The sequence below is a fragment of the Loigolactobacillus iwatensis genome (genome assembly GCF_003950295.1).
In the GTDB taxonomy this organism is placed as follows: domain Bacteria; phylum Bacillota; class Bacilli; order Lactobacillales; family Lactobacillaceae; genus Loigolactobacillus; species Loigolactobacillus iwatensis.
Map to the genome: position 1 here is coordinate 21,826 of NZ_RHNP01000004.1, position 16,951 is coordinate 38,776.

Consider the following 16,951-nt stretch of genomic DNA (forward strand, 5'->3'; position numbering starts at 1 on the left):
CCTCAATTAACTTTAGTATAAGCCAATTTTGCCAAAATAACTGCTTTGCTGCGTAAGTAAATGTACAGCTAAGATGAGAGGTATGTTAGAATAGCATTAAATTTAAAATAGTTGGAGCGGGTGTCATGAAACAATTACGGTCATTGAACGCACAACGCATTGTTGTGAAGGTTGGAACGAGCAGTTTAATTTACGCGAATAGTCAATTAAGGTTACGCACAATTAGTCGTTTGGCCATGGTTTTAAGTGACCTAAAAAATCAGGGTAAAGAAATCATTCTGGTTTCTTCAGGTGCAATTGGTGTTGGAATGGGCAAGCTGGGCCTATCTAAACGCCCCACGGCTATTCCCGATCAGCAGGCGATTGCCGCAATTGGCCAAAGTGAATTGATGGCAGTTTACGATCGGGCATTTGCTAATTACGATAAGGCAGTGGCACAAATGTTGTTAACTCGGGATGTGATTACCTATCCGCAGAGTCACGCCAACGCACTGAATACATTTGAACGTTTATTAAAATTTAATGTTATACCAATTGTTAATGAGAACGATGTTGTTTCATTGGAAGAATTGGATCATAAAACAAAATTTAGTGACAATGATCAACTTTCGGCAATTGTGACAAATATGGTTGCCGCTGATCTTTTAATTGTATTGTCAGATATTGATGGTTTCTATGATGCCAATCCTAATAGCAATCCTGCGGCTAAATTATTACCTGAGATTGAGCAAATTAGTCCGGCAATTTTGCGGGCCGCTGGTGGTCACGGAAGTCAATTTGGAACTGGCGGGATGGTCACTAAATTAAAAGCCGCGGAACGAGTTTTAGCCCACCACCAACAAATGGTACTGGCCAACGGTAAGGATCCGCAAATTATTTACCAGATATTGGCCGGGGAACCTGTTGGAACACTATTTCGGCAGACAAACATAAAGGAGCAGGCGCAATGAATTTAAATGAAATGGGAGTAGCGGCTAAACGAGCAGCTTTTACACTTGGCCAATTAGCCACATCTCGCAAAGACCAGGCCTTAAATGCCATGGCGGATGCCTTATTGGTAAATCAAACGCAGCTACTGCGTGCCAACACTCAGGATATGGCCACCGCTAAAGTGAAACAACCAATGCTTGATCGTTTAAAATTAGACGAAGACCGAATTCAGGCAATGGCCACCGGATTACGCCAAGTTGCTAACTTACCGGATTCAATTGGTAACATTGATGGTGGATTTACAAATGAAGCGGGGTTAGTGATTAGTAAGCAGCGCGTACCCTTAGGTGTTATTGGGATGATTTATGAAGCACGGCCCAATGTGACAGTTGATGCTGCGGCGCTTTGTTTTAAATCAGGTAATGCGGTTATTTTACGTGGTGGTAAGGAAGCAATTCGGTCTAATCAGGCATTAACTAAGATTTTACAAAACGTTTTAAAGGCGCAGGGCTTACCAGAAGCAGCAATTCAATTAGTTAGTGATACGAGCCATGAGACGGCCCGCGCGTTGATGCAGTTAAACGATTACTTAGATGTATTAATTCCGCGAGGTAGTGGTCCTTTTATTAAAATGGTCGTTCAAACGGCAACGGTTCCAGTTATTGAAACCGGCGCTGGTAACTGTCATATTTACGTTGATGAGTCGGCGGACCTTGCCATGGCCGTGGGGATTATCGTAAATGCTAAGACCCAGCGGCCGTCAGTTTGTAATGCAATGGAAAAATTGATTATTAATGAAAAAGTAGCAAAGTCGTTTTTGCCTGCGATTGCGAAAGCACTGCAACCTTATCAAGTTGAACTACGTGGTGATTCTACCGCACAAAAGATTTTACCGCTGATTACTCCAGCAACAGAGGCTGATTGGGGAATGGAATATAACGATTATATTCTAGCAATAAAAGTAGTGCCAGATCTGGCAAGTGCGATTAGCCACATTAATCATTACAACACGCAGCATTCAGAGGCTATTATTACAAATAATTATCAGCATAGTGTTCAGTTTACGCAACAAATTGATGCCGCCGTGGTTTACGTTAATGCGTCCACGCGTTTTACTGATGGTTTTGAGTTTGGTTTTGGGGCGGAGATTGGGATTAGCACGCAAAAGTTACACGCCCGTGGGCCAATGGGGTTACGGGAACTGACGACAACTAAGTACGTGGTTTTAGGAACAGGACAAATTCGCGAATAATTTGTAGCGAAGGCGTGGGTAAAGAAATAGCTCGCTGAGAAATAATCGTTTAAAGGTAAATGAATTAATCTACCTTTAAAAAATTTGACTCAGCGAACTATTTTTATTTTTAATCATCTTCGGTGATGTCAGCAAACTTAGCACCCAAAAAAGTAACCAGTTCCCTTGGCGCAACTTTGATTGATCGACCAATTTTACCCGAAGAGACCAAAATTTCTGTTTGGTTCTGGGCACTATTTGAAAAAATAATGGGGTAATGGTGCGTTTGGTGGATGCCAATCGGCGTGTTGGCCCCGTGCTCGTAGCCCGTAGTCGCAACTAGATCCTTTAAGGGGACCATGCCAACCTTTCGATTACCAGTGATTTTGGCTAATTTTTTATAGCTGATTCGTTCATCTAAAGGAATGACACCGATAATTGGGCCAGATGTTTTGCCGGTTAAGGCCAAGGTTTTATAAATCATATGTTCGTTTAACGCTAGTTCGTCGAGCTTTAACTGCCGAACATCGCCTTCTTGTTGGGTTACCAATTCATATTGGGTGTACGGAATTTTGGCCTGATCCAATATTTTTTCAACCAACGTTTTAGCTAATTTAGAATGTTTCTTACTCATTATGGTCGCCTCTTCTTAGCAGTTGTCCGTTTCAATATAGCATTTTTTAGTTGGAGATGCGAGTGAGCATGTGATTTCATGTTAGAATGGAATCATGTTTATGAACGGAGTGTTGTTATGACAAGTCAGGCAGTTACGAATACTAAACAAGCGTTGGTAAAACTACGCGAGCAATTAAGAACGGGGGAACTTTACCAACATTTACCTGAAAAAATCGATCAAATTATTAATCAATTACCTCACGAAAAACGAACACCAGTTGTCCTACCAGAGGACGATGCTAAGGCAACAACAAAACTATTAACTTTAAGTGATGAGATTAAGAATAAGAAAAAACAGACAGTAACAGATGCGGATTTAGAGTTTATGTTGGCACATTTGGGTTCAACTAATCCAACGGTTCGTGACCGGGGTGTTTACTTTTTATTTCATGATTTAATTGAAATGAAAATTTTGACAACGGAGCAATTAAAACATGTTTTAGACCGATTATTGGACCCAAAGATGCTTTACGGACATATCTTGGAATCTCAAGGTAATGGCGTTTTTTTACGCTCTTTTAGTGTCATGCTTTTATCGTTAGTACTTTATGCTGATCGAACGCATTATCATTTTATTGAAACGGCGCAGTTGGAGGATATTTCACTGGCCATCGCAACTTATATTGTTTTAGAGACTGATTGTCGTGGTTACGCTGGCAATAAAGGTTGGGTCCATGCTTATAGTCATATTGGCAATGTTTTAGATGAACTGACGGCTAGCACTAAGTTGAGTCGGGCGGACAAAATATTTTACTTGACGGCATTAGTAGAACGGTATAAATACCTTAATAAGCCATTGGTGTTTGGTGAAGATTACCGGTTGGCCGCGGTCATTGCAAATTTAGTTAATAAGCACAAAATTTATGCCGATTATTTAACTTTACTGTTACATAAATGGCAGCAACAATTGATGGCCCAGCAACCAAAGGCAGACGAAGTATTTTGGAATCGTTGGTATAATCGTAATCGATTGCTAGAGGCACTTTTAATTCGTGGCGATTTACCTGACAAGTTACAGCAGTATATCTTGCGGTTGGCCGATTTTTATTAAGGGGGAAAAGTACCGATGCTTAAGGCGGTAATCTTTGATTTAGATGGCGTTCTGATTGATAGTGAGCCGTATTATTTTGAACAAAAAATGGCCTACTTTAAGGAAATTGGCCTGGTCGTTGAAAAGAGTCAAATTAAAGCGATGTACGGCCGAAATTTACGGCATGAATGGCCACGGCTAGTACCTGGTAAGTCGCCGGAGATTTACACAAAATTACAAGCCGACTATACGCGCTTTAAGCAGCAACACCCAATGGATTACGTTAAACGAGTTAACCCACAGGCCAAGAAAACTTTAGTGGCCTTGAATCAATTAGGCTTAACTTGCGCCGTGGCTTCTGCTGGTGATTTTAATTCCATTAACGGTGTTTTAGACGCAACAGAATTACAGTCGCTGTTTGCGTTGGTTGTTAGTGGGGAGAGCTTTGAACACAGTAAACCAGATCCGGCAATTTATAAGGCAACTTTGAAGCAATTAAAGATTGCCGCCAGTGAAGCATTGGCGGTGGAGGATTCTGCGATTGGTATTCAGGCTGCTAAGGCCGCTAAGATTAAAGTTGCAGCGTTGCGGCCACTCAGTCAGATGATAGCGATTGATCAAAGCCAGGCTGATGTTCGAATTTCAAAATTAGCCCAGGTTGTTGATCTTGCCAAAAAACAATTACAGGCTTAATTGCTTTTTGGTTATTAATCTAGTACATCGTAACATTCATATTTAAATTATATTGCTATAAAAATAATGCTTATGCCGCTTGGCCACTGAGTTACACGTGGTCGGATTTGGTTAGGTTCCATTCCGGCGCTGGCGTATGGAACGCGTGGCGCGTCGACAAGCTAATTTTCTTTCCGATTAAACCCGTTCGGAAAAGAAAATGGATCTTGTCAATCACGCAAGGTACTAAATGACCAAAATTCGGTCATCAAGTACCTTCGACACGGCTGATACGCCAGCGCCGAAATGAAACCTTGGCAGTGGTTGAGCCCTTATTGATTAATTTAATTGTTTTAGTTAGTACAATTGAGTAAGAACCACGGCTTTACTGCTGTGCAACTTATCGGTGATCTTAGTCCAATCGACATCATCAGGGAAGTTAGTAATAATTCCCAATTGTGAAGTAGAATCTAATCGCTTTTTCAAACACTTCCGTTAGGCACATGAACCTAAACTTTTGACGTACCTTTTAGAGTAATATCCGGAAATAGTAAGAGGTTAGGACTTTTGTCCGCCTTTTTTATTTTGCAAATTTTTTAGCATTATTAGGGAAGATTTTAGCGCGTAAATAAACCTCCTTTACGTAGTTTTATACTGTAGAGGAGGTTACCAAGATGATTATAAAACGACAACGATGTCCCTGGGCCGAGCAGGATCAGAATACCCGTTATTACCATGATGTGGTTTGGGGAACACCAATTATTCAGGATGATGAAATTTTTAAACGTTTGGCACTTCAAGTGTTTCAATCGGGCCTAAATCAGCGTTTATTGTTGCGTAAGGAGCAAGCTCTAAATCAGGCCTTCAAAGCGTTTGCAAGCGATCAAGTTGCGTTATTTGGTGAACAAAAAGTTACGGAATTATTAACCGATGCAACCTTGATTCGTAATCGGCAAAAAGTGCTGGCCATTATTGAAAATGCGCGTTTATTGGTGCAATTGCAGAAGCAGCAGATTTATTTAACAAATATTATTTGGGCAGAGGGTAACAGTGACCCGCAATTTAATGATCAGCGGGCTATTCCGGCCTTTACTAATCAATCCGTTAAACTAGCTACTGAGTTGCGTCAATTGGGTTTTCGATTTATGGGACCAACTAATTGTTATGCCCTGCTGGTCACTTGTGGCGTTATTAATGGGCATTTAACAACCTGTAGCCGGTATCAAGAAGTGGCCGCACAACAAAAGGTAGCAGTGAAAAAGTTATTAGTTGCCGAGAAGCAAAGAATGATTGATTAGGGATTTTAAACCGCCGCATAAGGAAGTTCCAAAACGGATCGCCATTAACTATTTGAATACGCTCGTGCCAGCAAAATAATTTGACTAACTTTAGTTAAATTTTATTTTGTTCTAGCTCATTTAGGACTTTAGTAAGTGCCTGTTTTTGGGTCGCACTTGTTTTGGGATAAGCTAGTGGAAGGGCACTTAACCGAGTATTAATAATGTTTGAAACGATTTTACGGGACTGCCATTTATTATCTGCCGGAATAATGTACCAGGGATTTTGCCGACTAGCTGTTGCGGTAATAACATCGCCATAGACACGCTGATAAGTATCCCAGTAAGCACGCTCATGAATATCCGAAGTCGAAAATTTCCAGGTCTTTTCCGGAATCTCAATCCGCCGCTCAAACCGCTTTTTCTGCTCGTCTTTAGAAATATGTAAGAAGAATTTTAAAACCTGGTAGCCACAATGATTTAGGTAAGTTTCAAATTGGTTTAAATCAGCGTAACGGGTTGTAAAAAATTCTGGTTGGATATCGGTCAGATGATTAATCTTTGGCAAATTTTCTTTTAATAAAAGTTTGGGATGGACTTGTGGGGCCAAGACGTCCTCATAGTAAGAACGATTAAAAACGCCAATGTGGCCCCGTTCAGGTAAGACTTGATGGATTCGCCATAAGAAGTCGTGGGCCAACTCTTTGCTGGAAGGTTGTTTAAAATTAACCACCGTGCAGCCTTGGGGATTCACTCCGCTAAGCACGTGGCGAATCATACTATCCTTGCCAGCGGCATCTAATGCTTGAAAGATAATGACGACGCCATAACGGTTTTGTGCGTATAATTGATCTTCTAATTGGTTTAGTTGTTTAATGTTCTCTTGAATCGACGCTTTAATTTCTTTTTCGCTGTTTGGGATTGGGACAGCCGTTTTGATTGCAGTTAAATTGATCATTTTTTTGCCAGTATAACGATATAATTGTTCACTTGTTTTCTCCGTCATTATGCCACTTCCTTATAAATTTACCCTAGCACTAATGAAATAAGGAAACAATAGTCACCAGTAAGCCAGGAATGGCCAACTTTCAAATACGGGCTAGCTTAAATTAGTTTTGGAAAAGTTGGCCTAATTTGTTGCATCTATTATCTAGAAGTCTTAGTGGGGCATTTAATTAGAGACAAAAAAAGCCTGATTTAAAGGTAAGCTAAGTAAAATCTAATGACCAGATGAACTTCTGGATTCAGATTTAGCATACTTAAATACCTTATTGATCACGCTTTTTTGTAAGTTATTGTTATTTTGCCTGAATACTAGATTTTTTGCCTGCTTGATTTAACGCTGGCTTATTATCGAGGTCAGTACGAACGACAAGAACGTCACAGACCGCTGCTCGAGTAACGTATTCAGTAACCGAGCCGATGAGTAAACGTTCGACGGCATTTAAACCTGTTGCGCCAATCATAATTAAATCAATATCATGTTCCTTAGGGACTTCCTTTGCGACAATTACTTTTGGTGCACCGTACTCAATACTGTAATTAACGTTATCTAAGCCATTTTCCTTTGCGGTTGTAATGTACTGTTCCATTGTCTTTTTTGCCGTTTCAGTTACTTGTTCAACCATAGCTGAATCAAAACTGGAAACATTTTGGAAAGCTCGAGTATCAACGACATGGACGAGATAAAGTTCAGCGTCATTACGCTTAGCTACTTCAACGGCCTTACGGAAGGCAAGTTCAGCTTCATAAGAACCATCAATGGCAACTAAAATATGTTTGTATTGTTGTAACATGATAATCACCCCAATTCATTTTCTAATTCTATTGTACGTTATTTGCTGGTCTAATGTAAATGAAAGCGGCTAATTTTACAAATGATTTGCTAAAGAAAGTGCAAAAATCGCGGCCAGGAGACACCCAAGGATTAATAATACGACCCAAAGCGTTACATTAGGAATTAATAGGCTAATTAAGGTTAAGCCACCGACAATTCCAAAATAATTGCGGTAACGTTTAACGAAATCATGCAACTGCTTGTCCTGGGTTAGGTCGTGCATTAAAAAAGTTCGGGTCAGATGACGATGTAAATAGTAAGCAAGTACCAATAATACAAGGGCGAAAAGTGCCATAGCCAATCTAATAAGCATGCTGAATCCTCCTTATGTAAAAAAAGAGGGCCGCTCGAAAGCGAACCCTCACAAAGTATCACTACTCTGTAGATAATCTGGTAGTGCCGTTGTTAATCCCTTCGGATTGAACCCGCGAAAAGGCAGGTGGGCTCAGCTACCTAAAGATACTAGCTTCCTCGTGAAAAGGCATGCTTGATCTAAAGATTGAAAGCCGATCCCAAATTTAATTACTTGATCGGTCAACACCATAATAGGAATAATCGAACACCTCAGAAAATCTACATTTATAGTAGCATAGCCGGAAGTTCAGTGCAAATTTTTGACTTACGTTAAGCATGATTAGGCTAACAATGGAAGCGCTAATTTTTTTGTGCTTTTTCTAAACGTTCATATTGTTGCTTAAGGGCAGTTTCATATTTTCCATTAGCCTTAGGTTGATAATATTGGGCGTGTTTTAAACGGTTTGGTAAATATTGCTGCTTGACCCAATCGTTAGGGTAATCATGGGGAAATTTATAATCAACACCGTGGTTTAGTTTGGCGGCACCTTGGTAATGTGCGTCTTTGAGGTGATCAGGAATTTCGCCGGCCTTACCATCACGAATATCCGTTAATGCAGAATCGATTGCGTTAATACCAGAGTTGGATTTTGGTGATAAGCAAAGATCAATGACCGCGTCGGCAAGTGGGATTCTTGCTTCAGGTAAACCCAACTTTTCTGCAGCAGTAATGGCATTAACGGTTCGCGCGCAGGCCTGAGGATTACCCAGACCAACATCTTCGTAAGCAATGACTAGCAGGCGGCGCATGATACTTGGTAAATCACCAGCCTCAATTAAACGGCCCATGTAGTGAAGCGCAGCATTAACGTCACTACCACGAATGGATTTTTGTAAAGCCGAAATAACATCGTAATGTGCGTCACCGTTTTTGTCATTGGCTAAAGCTTTCTTTTGAATACATTCCTCAATGATTGGAAGTGTTAAATTAATTTCACCTTGTTGATCCTTAGGTGTTGATTTCACCGCTAACTCGAGACCATTTAAGGCGCTGCGCAAGTCACCGTTTGTTGCTTCGCCTAATAAATTAAGTGCCTTTTCGGATAGCTTTACTGGATATTCACCAAGTCCATTAGTTGAATCGGTTAATGCTCGATTAATTGCTATCTTGATATCACTTGGCGCCAATGGCTTGACTTCAAAGATTTGAGTGCGGCTTCGAATAGCAGGATTAATTGAAATGTAGGGATTTTCCGTTGTTGCACCAATTAAAATAATTCGGCCGTTTTCCAAGTGGGGTAAGAGAAAGTCTTGTTTGGTTTTATCTAAACGGTGAATTTCATCTAATAGTAAAATAACTGTGCCACTCATTTTTGCTTCTTCAGCAACAATTTGTAAATCTTTTTTACTATCAGTTGCTGCATTTAACATTCGAAAAGCGTAATGAGTTGAACCAGCAATGGCACTTGCAATACTGGTTTTACCAGTACCAGGCGGACCGTATAAAATCATGGATGAGAGCATTTTTGCGTCAACCATACGGTGAATAATTTTACCGGGGCCAACGAGTTGTTGTTGACCAACCACTTCATCGATTGTTTTAGGCCGCATTCGGTAAGCTAAAGGCTGTTGCATAATTATCTTTCCTCCTTCACCTGATAATTGAACTTCACGAAGAACCATTATAACATTGTCGAATCCGGATTCGGTAATTACTGCCGCATAATGGTTAAATTCATGTATAATATTGGTAATTAACTTAAGAATAAGGAGTCTTTTAACTATGTTAAATCATTTTGGAAAACAAATTCAGAAATTTCAGCGTTTTCCATTTCTTTATGAAGGCCAATTTGGACTTGAAAAAGAGGTTCAACGTGTTACAACGGCTGGTGAATTGGTGACGACAAAATATCCGGCCAGTTTGAGTTTGTCCCAAGGTCAGCCGTATTTAAAACCAAATTTTACCACGACTCAGATTAAAGTGGTCACTGATCGTTTTTCTTCGATTCACGAAATGTATCACCAATTACAAGGACTGGACGATGTTTTGACCCAAAATTTAGCAACTGCTGAACGCTTATGGCCGCTGTCAATGCCGCCTAAATTGCCCGACGATCAGGCGATTAAGTTAACGACACAAGAACGTGCTCACTATAAACAACCAGTTTCTAAACGCAGTCTAAAATCGCAGATGATAGCGGCCATTCGGCTTAATTTTAGCCTACCAACACGGCTATTATTGGTGTTATATGAAGACCACTATCAGGATAAGTATGATTCTTATTTAGAATTTCATAATGCAGCGTACTTGAAAGTGGCACAAAATTACCAACATTACCGGTATATTCTGACTTATTTATTTGGTGCTAGTCCACTGGCGGAGATGAATTTCTATCAATCTGGGCAAGCCAAACCGGCTAAATTAGTGCGTAGCTTGGCTAATAGTCAGAGGTATGGTTACGCTAATCAGACTGCTAGTCAAATTTCCTTTGCATCTTTGGCTCAGTATGTGCAAGATATTACGACCTGTGTTAAGCAGGAAAAGTTGGCCAATTCCCGTGAATTTAATGTACCTGTCTTGTTACAGGGTAGAGAGCTCAGTAAATTAACTAGTGAAGGCGTTACTCATTTGGAATTGCGTAATTTAGAATTAGATCCCTTTGCTTTAGATGGAATTAGCGAAGACGATTTAGACTTTATGCAGGCCTTCGTTATTTATATGTTAATTTTACCAAGCATAGCCCAGCAAAAGGTAAGCTCAATTTTGCAAACAGCAGCCGAGCAAAATGAACAAGTTGCGTTGGAAGATCCAACCAGAGCTTCTGCATTGCAAGTGCCGTTGACTGAATTTATCCAGGGAATGCAAAAGTTTGTCGTAGATTTTGCTGCCCCGAAGCGTCTGCAAACTGCAGTTAATCGGATGGCGGAACGAGTGATAGATTTCAAAAAAACGCCGGCCTATCTATTAAGCCAACAAGTGAGTCAACAGTCATTAAGTCACTTTGCCGTCAAACAGGCTAATACAACCTATAACGACCAAACACAAGTGGTTTATCAATTGAGGGGTTATCAGGACCTTAGTTTATCAACGCAGGCACTTTTGCGTGCTGCCATTCAAGTTGGGTTACATGTGGAAGTACTTGATCGCCAGGATAATTTAATCAGATTAAGTTATCAAAAACAGTCTGAAATTGTCAAACAGGGTAGTTTAACCAGTAAAGGTAATCAGTTAAGTGGGGAACTTAGCGCAAATAAAACGGTTCTAAAAAAGTTATTAGGTGAGGCCGGATTCGCTGTTCCAATGAGCGCTGAGTATCAAACACAAGCGGCCGCGTTAACTGATTTTTCGGATTACGCTAAACGTGGAATTGTTGTAAAACCTCGTTGTGGTCATAATGGGGCAGGCGTGACTGTTTTTAAGTTACCACCAAAGCGAGCTGCTTACGCGGCGGCCGTCAGTACGGCTTTTAAATTTGATCAAACAATTATGGTTGAGTCTTTTGTTGTTGGATCGCAGTACCGTTTCCTAGTAATTAGTGGCAAGGTTAAAGCAGTGCTTGAACAAACACCGGCAAATGTTGTGGGGGATGGTCGTTTAACTATTCAACAATTAATTGAAAAGAAGAACCTTACACGAGGTGAAAATCAAACTAAACCGCTGGAAAAAATACCATTAGATGGTCCAACAGCGGCCAATTTAACTCAACAGGGCCTGCAATTGACGACTATTCCAGTTCGTGGTAATTTAGTTTATTTAGGTGATACTGCTAACCCTATAACTGGAGGGGATTCGGTTGATATGACGACGGATGTTGATGTCAGTTATTGTCATTTGGCAGAGCGTGTGGCCGCTGAATTGAAGTTAACCGTTGCTGGGATTGATCTGTTTATTGATAATCCGTATAAAGCAGTGACAGATGAACACCCAGAATTAGGGATGGTTTTAAGTGTCACAAATCAACCAAGCCTGATTGAACATCTTTTTCCTTATTATGGAGAGGCACAACCAGTGGCACAACAGTTGCTGCAGTCCTTATTTCCTAAGGCATTTCATTAAAAGCATTTAAAAAGGGTGGAAGTGGAACAAAAGTCGGTTTTGGATTGGCTGTAGTTAGATACGTGAACCTAATTTTTGGTGCACGTTCTAAAGTAAGGTTCGGAAACAGTAAGCGGCTGGGACAAAAGTCCCAGCCGCTTACTGTTTAAAATCCTTTTGTAATTTGATTTGCATAATCCTTAGAACCTTGCTTAGTCATCATTGCGGTGAAATAGGTTGTCCAACAATGACGGACGTTTTTTAGCATTTGTTTCGGTGCTCGGCTTTTCGTAGTATTGAGTAATGGCAACCTCAGTAACGTTTACCGCTTGTGGTGCTACCAATAGTAAGCCGACCGCATCAGCATTTGTTTGTGCAGTCTCATCACTGATCATGGTAAAGGGCAGGTTATTAGCTGCGGCAAAGCTCAGGTAGGGTTGTAAGCGACCCTGATCAAGCTTGCCATTTAGTAATAACTTTGTTTGTTTTGTGTCGTACTGTGGGACTATTTTTTTAAAGGCCGGTAGCGTTCGTTCATCGTTTATTTCAGCAACTGTTGCCAATAGGTAAACCCGCTCCCGTAATGAGCCGAGATAACGCCGGCGCTCGTCTGGTTTAGTCTGTGGAGTGCCACTCATTCGATCCTTAAGAAAATCTTCAACGCCGTCACCATTTGATTGATTAGCAGCCATTTTTAAACATCCTTTCTCTGGTATACTAGAGAGTGTTTGGAAAAGCGGTCAGATTCTGAGGATTAGCCTAGATTGACGAATTATCTGTGAAACAGATGATTTGGCGATCATAGCTAACCGCAGGAATCTGCTTTTTCAAGCACGTTTTGGTATATTGAGTATAGCATGGAAGCTTGCAGCTGAGAAGTTTGGTGCTAGGGGAGGAAAATGAGTTTGGTATTTGAACAACGTGATTTTAGTGTCTTTGACGATCAAACGGTGGCTGGCCGAATGGCTGGTATCAAAAATAAACTTGATCCAAAATTTGAAGTGTTGGGCCAGGAACTGGCTGATCAATTGGCCAAGCAGAAGATGGTGACCTACGTTCAAGTGGCAAAGCATTTGCGGCGGCACGTCTACCTGGCACCAAATACTTGGTTTGCACTGGGCCCACATAAACGAGGGTATAAGATGTTGCCCCACATTGAAATTGGCTTTTGGAATGACCGTTTATTTGTCTGGCTTTGTTTATTGGAAAATATTCAAGATAACGATCGCTACGTGATGGTTATTAAGCAACAACGTCGCGCAATTTTAGCCTTAGCGAAAGAAGACAAAACTTGGCGACTTTCTGGTAATCATATGGCAAAGCCAACAACTGATTTAACCCAGGCTGCTTTAAAGGCACAAACAGCTCGTTTTGCCACCGTAAAAAAAGGTGAATGGTTGCTAGGAAAGATTTGGTTGAAGGGTGATCCAATTTTTGAACACCCTGGGGCTGTTGAAGCGGAGATTAAACAGACCGTTTCGGAATTAGTACCGCTATACCAAGATTTATTGATGGTTTTGTAATTATTAATTTAATGATATGGGCCTTGATTAAGAATTATTTTTGTTGCGATTTTTTCAAACACTCGCTAAATTTGGCCATAAAAAAAGCCCACCACAATGTGGTAGGCTTTTTGCTCGTGAAGATTACAATAATTGGTTGTAGTATTCAACGACAAGGGTTTCATCGATATCTGGTTCAAGTTCTTCACGTTCTGGAAGACGTGTTAATGAACCTTCAAGTTTGTCAGCGTCGAAGCTTACAAAAGCAGGACGACCAACAACAGCTTCAATGGCACCTTGGATAATAACTAAGTTCTTTGATTTTTCGCGAACAGAGATAACTTGGCCAACTTCAACTCGGTATGAAGGAATATCAACGCGTTTGCCATCAACCAAAATATGGCCGTGGTTTACTAATTGACGAGCTTGCGGACGAGTTGTTGCTAAACCTAAACGGAATACCATATTGTCTAAACGACGTTCAAGTAAGATCATGAAGTTAACACCTTGTTTACCTTCTTTAATCTTACCAGCAGCCTCAAATAAGTTTGAGAATTGGCGTTCGTTTAAACCATACATGAACCGTAATTTTTGCTTTTCACGTAATTGAACACCATATTCGGATAACTTACGACGATTGTTAGGACCATGATCGCCAGGAGCATATGGCCGACGAGATAATTCTTTACCAGTGCCAGAAAGGGAGATTCCCAAACGACGTGATTTTTTCCACTTTGGACCTGTATAACGAGACATAAATGTAATCCTCCAATAAATAGTTTTGGAGTAAAATAAGCTAAGTGCAAGCTCAGTATACGTGCAGTTTATTTTGCAATTTTCACCATTTGCAGCCGTAGGTTACTGATTGAACGAAAAGTAATAAACTGTTGACGTGTTTACCGCTTGCTGCTGCGTATTTTACACAATGATCAGTATAGCTTAGCTGTTCAGTTAAAGTCAATGCCAATTGCTTAAATAGTGAGATGTTCCATCAACGCCTGAGCAAATTCTTCTAAATCATTCTGTTCTTTAGAACTAAAGCGGTCGAATTCTAAAGAATCAAGGTCTAACACACCAATTGGTTGACCGTCTTTAATTAAAGGGACAACCATTTCGGAATTGGTTGCAGAGTCACAGGCAATGTGACCCGCAAATTGATGAACATCGGGTACAATTTGTGTTTGTTGTGTTGAAAAGGCAGTGCCGCAAACACCTTTGCCCAGAGCAATGTGCATACAGGCCACTTTGCCGGCGAAGGGGCCTAAGTAAAGATCATTTTGTTCATGATCGTATAAATAAAAGCCGGCCCAACTGATATTTGGTAAACTATCCTTTAATAACGCGGCGGCATTAGCCAAGTTGGAAACGTTATGAGTTTCGTGATATAAGAGGGCGTCAACTTGTTGAGCAATGAGTGCTGTTTGATGTTTTTCTGACATTTTATCTGTCCTTTCGTAGGGGAACTGTTCGAAAATTTTGCAATAGTAGTGAAGCAACCTCTTCACTATGCTATAATTTAGATTAGATTTTAGCCATAATTATTGGCAAATGCAAGACAAATAACTTTAATGGCGAAACGTGACGGGGGTTTTATTGATGGAGTATATCTTGATAGGCATTATTATTATTGCGCTACTGGCTTACGTCAGTGTTATTTTATACCAGCGCCGTAATTCAAAAGCCATCGATCAATTACAAACAAAGGAACAGTCATTAAATGATATTCCGGTGAAACAAACACTTAATGAAGTGCGTAAGATGAAGCTTGCAGGTCAGAGTATGACGGCTTTCCAGAAGTGGGAAAAGGCTTATCAGAAGCTAAGCCACGATTCGATTGCAAAGATGGACCAGAAATTATTGGCTGCCGAAACGGCCAATAATCACTACCACTTTTTTGAGGCACAAAAATTAATTAATGGTTTGAAACAAGAACTTGACGATCTGCGGCAACAGCTTAATGAAATTTTAGCAGGTTTTCAACAATTAAAGAAGCGCCAAGAAAAGAATCAAGAGCAAGAAAAAGCACTTGAGGCAACCTACCAAAAATTACGCAAACAATTATTAACTAAGAGTTTTGCGTTTGGAACGGCAACCGAACAGCTAGAGGCTAAATTAAGCTATTTAGAGGACGCACACAATAAGTTTGCTAAATTGGCTAAGCATGGCGATCATGTTGAGGCTGAAGGTGTTTTGAAACAATTAGATAAAGATACAACTGAGCTTAATGATTTAATGACCCGTATCCCCCCGCGCTATAAAGAGATCAAGACAGAATTTCCCGATCAGCTTCGTGAGTTAAGAAGTGGTTACGAACAACTTGCACAACAGCGTTACGCCTTTTATGATATTAATATTCCGAATGAATTGGACCAGCTAGATCATGATATTAGTACAACAAATGATGATTTTGCGACTTTAGATTTAACTAAGATTGAGGCCGGTAATAAAGCCATTGAACAGCGAATTGATCACCTTTATGATGTGATTGAGGCCGAAATGGCCGCGCGACAACAAGTGGAGAAGGATCAAGCTGATCTAGAGGAATTTATAATGCACGCCAAACGGCAGAGCCACGCATTACTAATTGAATTAGATCATTTGGATCAAAGTTATCATTTAACCCACAATGAAATTACTGACGCGGAAGATTTAAAGAAGCAGATTGATGAGATTGAGGTTAATTTTGCCGAAAACAGTCAAAAAATTTCCGATCATAAGGCTGTTTACTCAATGGTTGCAGATGATTTCAAAAATGCCTTTACTGTTCTAACTAACATTGAAGAGAAGCAAAAAGCGATTAATACCAGTGTTCAAGGATTACGTAAAGGGGAGCAGGAAGCACAAAAGAGTTTACAGTCCTTTGAATTTGAAATCCGAAATATTAAACGGCAAGTTGAAAAATTACGTTTGCCCGGGTTAGCAAAAGCATACTTAGATTTCTTCTTTGTTGTAACGGATGAGATAAATCAATTGGCCGATGACCTTAATCAGGTCAAAATTAATTTAGACGATATTACAAAACAATTAATTGCGACGCAAGAAGATCTTAATAAATTAAAAGAAGAAACCAACGATTTAATCGATAGCGCACTACTTACAGAACAACTTTTACAATATTCAAATCGTTACCGGCATAGTCATGCCGAAGTTGCTCAGGCCGGTGACCAAGCATTTCAGATCTTTAATCAGCAGTATGATTACAAGCAGGCCTTAGAAACGATTGCAACTGAGTTAGAAAAAGTTGAGCCTGGTAGCTACAAGAAAGTTGAAGATAGTTATTACAGCAGCAAACAAGACGATTTATTAGATTAAATAATGTGAGATAAGGAATAATTTTTGAGTGTGACTCATCAATTTACCCTTATCTCACATTTTAATTGCCCATTTATCACTGCGAATGGGAGCTTTAATGAATCACTTATTTTTAGTTAGCCGTTGTGCTTTAGGCTAATTCTGCTATAATGGGA

16 protein-coding genes and 1 other RNA gene are annotated in these 16,951 nt (G+C 40.2%); 8 read left to right on the top strand and 9 right to left on the bottom strand.

Annotated features, from left to right (window positions below; all coding sequences use genetic code 11):
* Positions 1–125 precede the first annotated feature (125 nt).
* Positions 126–950 carry a glutamate 5-kinase gene (gene proB / locus EKM98_RS01865; protein ID WP_125980174.1) on the top strand — a complete coding sequence of 275 codons (825 nt, stop codon included), beginning with the start codon at positions 126–128 and terminating at the stop codon, positions 948–950.
* On the top strand, positions 947–2,182 hold the full coding sequence (locus EKM98_RS01870) for a glutamate-5-semialdehyde dehydrogenase (RefSeq protein WP_125980176.1): 1,236 nt from the start codon (positions 947–949) through the stop codon (positions 2,180–2,182). The genes proB and EKM98_RS01870 overlap by 4 nt, the downstream gene beginning before the upstream one ends.
* 109 nt (positions 2,183–2,291) lie before the next feature.
* Here the strand turns inward: EKM98_RS01870 and EKM98_RS01875 are convergent, their stop codons facing one another.
* Positions 2,292–2,795, bottom strand: a complete 504-nt coding sequence (locus EKM98_RS01875; RefSeq protein WP_125980178.1) for an aminoacyl-tRNA deacylase — start codon at positions 2,793–2,795, stop codon at positions 2,292–2,294.
* 78 nt (positions 2,796–2,873) lie between these two features.
* Between EKM98_RS01875 and EKM98_RS01880 the strand changes: the two genes are divergently transcribed.
* From EKM98_RS01880 to EKM98_RS01890, 3 genes are all read left to right on the top strand, one after another.
* Entirely contained in the window at positions 2,874–3,887 is a 1,014-nt protein-coding gene (locus EKM98_RS01880) for a DUF2785 domain-containing protein (protein WP_225418506.1), read from the top strand.
* Between the two features lie 15 nt (positions 3,888–3,902).
* Entirely contained in the window at positions 3,903–4,559 is a 657-nt protein-coding gene (locus tag EKM98_RS01885; protein ID WP_125980182.1) for an HAD family hydrolase, read from the top strand.
* Between the two features lie 653 nt (positions 4,560–5,212).
* Positions 5,213–5,836 (top strand): DNA-3-methyladenine glycosylase I, encoded by a 624-nt coding sequence (locus tag EKM98_RS01890; protein ID WP_125980184.1) that lies wholly within the window; start codon positions 5,213–5,215, stop codon positions 5,834–5,836.
* 94 nt (positions 5,837–5,930) lie between these two features.
* Here the strand turns inward: EKM98_RS01890 and EKM98_RS01895 are convergent, their stop codons facing one another.
* The 5 genes from EKM98_RS01895 to EKM98_RS01915 all read right to left on the bottom strand — a co-directional run bounded on the left by EKM98_RS01895 (position 5,931) and on the right by EKM98_RS01915 (position 9,581).
* On the bottom strand, positions 5,931–6,821 hold the full coding sequence (locus EKM98_RS01895) for a PPK2 family polyphosphate kinase (RefSeq protein ID WP_125980185.1): 891 nt from the start codon (positions 6,819–6,821) through the stop codon (positions 5,931–5,933).
* A 292-nt stretch (positions 6,822–7,113) separates the two neighbouring features.
* The gene (locus EKM98_RS01900) at positions 7,114–7,611 is read right to left on the bottom strand and encodes a universal stress protein (protein WP_100071340.1); all 498 of its coding nucleotides are present in this window, start codon (positions 7,609–7,611) and stop codon (positions 7,114–7,116) included.
* A 75-nt stretch (positions 7,612–7,686) separates the two neighbouring features.
* Positions 7,687–7,965: a hypothetical protein gene (locus EKM98_RS01905; RefSeq protein WP_225418507.1), complete on the bottom strand. Its 279-nt coding sequence runs from the start codon at positions 7,963–7,965 to the stop codon at positions 7,687–7,689.
* A 70-nt stretch (positions 7,966–8,035) separates the two neighbouring features.
* Positions 8,036–8,226: non-coding RNA, 6S RNA (gene ssrS, locus EKM98_RS01910), on the bottom strand.
* Positions 8,227–8,306: 80 nt separating this feature from the next.
* Positions 8,307–9,581 (bottom strand): replication-associated recombination protein A, encoded by a 1,275-nt coding sequence (locus EKM98_RS01915; RefSeq protein ID WP_125980187.1) that lies wholly within the window; start codon positions 9,579–9,581, stop codon positions 8,307–8,309.
* Between the two features lie 148 nt (positions 9,582–9,729).
* On the opposite strand from EKM98_RS01915, the gene gshAB reads away from it, so the two are divergent.
* Complete coding sequence (gene gshAB, locus EKM98_RS01920) at positions 9,730–12,003, top strand: bifunctional glutamate--cysteine ligase GshA/glutathione synthetase GshB (RefSeq protein WP_125980189.1); 2,274 nt, start codon at positions 9,730–9,732, stop codon at positions 12,001–12,003.
* A gap of 191 nt (positions 12,004–12,194) precedes the next feature.
* On the opposite strand, the gene EKM98_RS01925 is transcribed toward gshAB, so the two are convergent.
* Positions 12,195–12,674 carry a YueI family protein gene (locus EKM98_RS01925; protein ID WP_125980191.1) on the bottom strand — a complete coding sequence of 160 codons (480 nt, stop codon included), beginning with the start codon at positions 12,672–12,674 and terminating at the stop codon, positions 12,195–12,197.
* A 213-nt stretch (positions 12,675–12,887) separates the two neighbouring features.
* Here EKM98_RS01925 and EKM98_RS01930 point away from each other — a divergent pair, with 213 nt between their 5' ends.
* The gene (locus tag EKM98_RS01930; protein ID WP_225418508.1) at positions 12,888–13,505 is read left to right on the top strand and encodes a DUF1054 family protein; all 618 of its coding nucleotides are present in this window, start codon (positions 12,888–12,890) and stop codon (positions 13,503–13,505) included.
* A gap of 123 nt (positions 13,506–13,628) precedes the next feature.
* On the opposite strand, the gene rpsD is transcribed toward EKM98_RS01930, so the two are convergent.
* Positions 13,629–14,240, bottom strand: coding sequence for a 30S ribosomal protein S4 (gene rpsD, locus EKM98_RS01935; protein WP_125980195.1), 612 nt, complete (start codon positions 14,238–14,240; stop codon positions 13,629–13,631).
* 215 nt (positions 14,241–14,455) lie between these two features.
* A complete protein-coding gene (locus EKM98_RS01940) occupies positions 14,456–14,923 on the bottom strand; it encodes a GAF domain-containing protein (RefSeq protein ID WP_125980196.1) in 468 nt (155 codons plus the stop codon).
* Positions 14,924–15,080: 157 nt separating this feature from the next.
* Between EKM98_RS01940 and ezrA the strand changes: the two genes are divergently transcribed.
* Positions 15,081–16,796: a septation ring formation regulator EzrA gene (ezrA, locus tag EKM98_RS01945; protein ID WP_125980198.1), complete on the top strand. Its 1,716-nt coding sequence runs from the start codon at positions 15,081–15,083 to the stop codon at positions 16,794–16,796.
* Positions 16,797–16,951: the final 155 nt, after the last annotated feature.

Coding starts and splice junctions, on each gene's coding strand:
- rpsD (WP_125980195.1), bottom strand. CDS start 14,240: ATGTCTCGTTATACAGGTCCAAAGTGGAAAAAATCACGTCGTTTGGGA.
- EKM98_RS01915 (WP_125980187.1), bottom strand. CDS start 9,581: ATGCAACAGCCTTTAGCTTACCGAATGCGGCCTAAAACAATCGATGAA.
- EKM98_RS01905 (WP_225418507.1), bottom strand. CDS start 7,965: ATGCTTATTAGATTGGCTATGGCACTTTTCGCCCTTGTATTATTGGTA.
- proB (WP_125980174.1), top strand. CDS start 126: ATGAAACAATTACGGTCATTGAACGCACAACGCATTGTTGTGAAGGTT.
- ezrA (WP_125980198.1), top strand. CDS start 15,081: ATGGAGTATATCTTGATAGGCATTATTATTATTGCGCTACTGGCTTAC.
- EKM98_RS01880 (WP_225418506.1), top strand. CDS start 2,874: ATGTTAGAATGGAATCATGTTTATGAACGGAGTGTTGTTATGACAAGT.
- EKM98_RS01940 (WP_125980196.1), bottom strand. CDS start 14,923: ATGTCAGAAAAACATCAAACAGCACTCATTGCTCAACAAGTTGACGCC.
- EKM98_RS01925 (WP_125980191.1), bottom strand. CDS start 12,674: ATGGCTGCTAATCAATCAAATGGTGACGGCGTTGAAGATTTTCTTAAG.
- gshAB (WP_125980189.1), top strand. CDS start 9,730: ATGTTAAATCATTTTGGAAAACAAATTCAGAAATTTCAGCGTTTTCCA.
- EKM98_RS01875 (WP_125980178.1), bottom strand. CDS start 2,795: ATGAGTAAGAAACATTCTAAATTAGCTAAAACGTTGGTTGAAAAAATA.
- EKM98_RS01870 (WP_125980176.1), top strand. CDS start 947: ATGAATTTAAATGAAATGGGAGTAGCGGCTAAACGAGCAGCTTTTACA.
- EKM98_RS01900 (WP_100071340.1), bottom strand. CDS start 7,611: ATGTTACAACAATACAAACATATTTTAGTTGCCATTGATGGTTCTTAT.
- EKM98_RS01885 (WP_125980182.1), top strand. CDS start 3,903: ATGCTTAAGGCGGTAATCTTTGATTTAGATGGCGTTCTGATTGATAGT.
- EKM98_RS01895 (WP_125980185.1), bottom strand. CDS start 6,821: ATGACGGAGAAAACAAGTGAACAATTATATCGTTATACTGGCAAAAAA.
- EKM98_RS01890 (WP_125980184.1), top strand. CDS start 5,213: ATGATTATAAAACGACAACGATGTCCCTGGGCCGAGCAGGATCAGAAT.